The following is a 2,305-nucleotide window of genomic DNA, read 5'->3' on the forward strand; positions in this document are numbered from 1 at the left end:
TGTGCGGTCGGGCGGCTGGTGGCCTGTAGGGTGCCGGCTTGCCGCCCACTGTCGTGGAGGCAGGGAGGCGGGGAGGGGGGGGTGGGTGGGCGGGTGATAGGAGACTGGGGGACCAGATCGGGCGGGGGTGGGGGCCGGTGCGCCTTATACTGGTCGTACATCTCGTTGCGGAAGGTCTTGGACGACTTGTCGAGCACCACCGCCATATGGGTCGGCCCGTCGGCGGCGTTGATCTCGTCCACCAGCTTCCACAGCATGGTGGTATAGCCATAGACCGCCCCCACCGGCTCGCCATGCTTGTTCGTCAGCGGCGGCAGGCGGTGATAGGCGCGGAAGATATAGCCGGAGCCGTCGACGAGATAGAGATGGGGCATATGCGCGCGGTTTAGCGGATGCGGCGGAGGGTAAATAGCCCCTGATGTTAGCGGTTTTTGGGGCGTGTGGCGAATGGGCCACGTTGGGGGGTGGACGATCGGTTAGGGGGACGAGGTTCGGTCAGCCGCCGCGTGATGAAAACGACGTGTCTCAGGATGGAAATCCTGTGAAGTGCCCATCCCTTCCGCGCCGCCGCTGGGTCTGGCAAGCAGTGGCTGGTGATGCGGGATGGAAAAAGGGCCGCCGTCGCACATTGACGCTCAAGTGAGTTGCTGTAATATATCAGCATTTCACGGGGGTGAGACTATGAGTTACTGGAAGGGAATCGTCACCGGCGCATCCTTGGTGATCGCTGCGGGGGCGTTGGTCGCTGCCGTGGCGCCGACCAGCAAATTCGGAACGATCGACGTCGAGCGGATCAACGTACGCGAGCCAGACGGCACCCTGAGATTGGTCATCGCAGGCCGCGACCGGTTTCCAGGCGAGTTCCTGAAGGGACAGGAAAAGCCTCGCCCGGATCGACGCCATGCCGCTGGCATGCTGTTTCTGAATGATGAGGGCACGGAGAATGGCGGTCTTATCTGGGCAGGTAAGAAAGATGCCTCCGGCGTCCATGCGGGTGCCAGCCTGACATTCGATCGCTATGAACAAGACCAGACCCTGCAGCTCCTGCAAACCGATTCTGGCAACAGGCACAATGCCGCGCTGATCATCAACGATCAGCCGTCTTCGCAGCCGGAGTATAAGGCGAAAGAACCTGACGGTAAGGCCATGCAAACCGCCACGCGGCTTTTCGTCGGCCGTTCGCAGGACGGGGCCGCGATCATATTGCAGGATGCGAAGGGAACGCCGCGGATCTTCCTGCGGGTCAAAGACGATGGCACCTCGGCGATCGACTTTCTCGACCAGAATGGGAAGGTGGTTCGCTCCCTGACGCCCGACGGCTAGGGCGGATCAGTTCGCCACTGCCACCGGCCCGCGTGGCGGTCCCGCCGCATCGGCCACCGCCGCCGCGACATTCTGGATCAGCAGCTGCCGCTTGCGGATATCCTCGGTCGTGTCGCCGATCATCACCGCGATGGCGAAGCGGCGGCCATCCGGCGCGGTCAGCAGGCCGACATCGTTGAAGCCCGCATTGCGGCGGCCCAGGTCCTGGCCCGTCCCGGTCTTGTGCGCGATCGTCCAGCCCGACGGCACGGCGGCGCGCAGGCGGGCATGGCCGGTGCGCGAGGCCTCCATCGTGTCGATCAGGATGCGGGTCGAGGTTTCGGACAACAGCTCGCCACGCGCCAGCCGGGCGAGCGCATCGGCGATGGCGATCGGCGCGGCGCCATCGGGCGGATCATTGACATAGGCGTTGAGCGCCGCCGTCCGCGCCGCCGGATCGAGCCGGTTGCGCGCCGCCTGGAACGCGCCCGCCGCCGCGAAGGCGGGTTGCCAGGTAAGGCCAGCGGTCTTGGCCTGGAGCAGTCGCTCGCCCGGGCCGAAGCGGATATCGCCCAGCCGCTTGTTCGCGATCATCGCCCGCACCGCCTGCGGCCCGCCGACAAAGGTCAGCAGCCGGTCGTTGGCGGTATTGTCGCTCTGGGTCAGCGCACGGGTCAGCAGTTCGCCGACCGTGGTGTGATAACCATCGCCCTTGACCAGCATTGCGATCGGCTGGTGGAACAGGGTCAGGTCCTCGCGCCGCACGACGATCGGCTCGTCCAGGCGCGCCCGGCCCCGGTCTCGCAGATCGAGCAGGGTGATCGCGACCCACAGCTTCGATACCGATTGCTGGGGCAGGCGCTGGCGACCGCCGACCTCGACGGTCCAGCCATCATCGACCGCGCGCACCGCAATGCCCTTCTTGCCCGAGAAATTGGCGGACAGGCGGTTGATCGCGCTGACCAGCTCGGTGGGCGCGGAGGGCGCGCGGCTGGGGCGGGGC

3 protein-coding genes are annotated in these 2,305 nt (G+C 65.9%); 1 reads left to right on the plus strand and 2 read right to left on the minus strand.

Annotation, left to right across the window (positions count from 1 at the left end; all coding sequences use genetic code 11):
* The coding region (locus SB4_RS18090; protein WP_058753679.1) for a 5'-3' exonuclease at positions 1-374 on the minus strand (374 nt) is incomplete at its 3' end.
* A 307-nt stretch (positions 375-681) separates the two neighbouring features.
* Here SB4_RS18090 and SB4_RS18095 point away from each other — a divergent pair.
* Positions 682-1,323, plus strand: coding sequence for a hypothetical protein (locus SB4_RS18095; RefSeq protein ID WP_153006332.1), 642 nt, complete (start codon positions 682-684; stop codon positions 1,321-1,323).
* Between the two features lie 6 nt (positions 1,324-1,329).
* Here SB4_RS18095 and SB4_RS18100 read toward each other — a convergent pair.
* Positions 1,330-2,305 (minus strand): serine hydrolase (locus SB4_RS18100; RefSeq protein ID WP_058753681.1); only part of this gene is annotated, 976 nt, incomplete at its 5' end.

The sequence above is a fragment of the Sphingomonas sanguinis genome, from assembly GCF_001476905.1.
In the GTDB taxonomy this organism is placed as follows: domain Bacteria; phylum Pseudomonadota; class Alphaproteobacteria; order Sphingomonadales; family Sphingomonadaceae; genus Sphingomonas; species Sphingomonas sanguinis_B.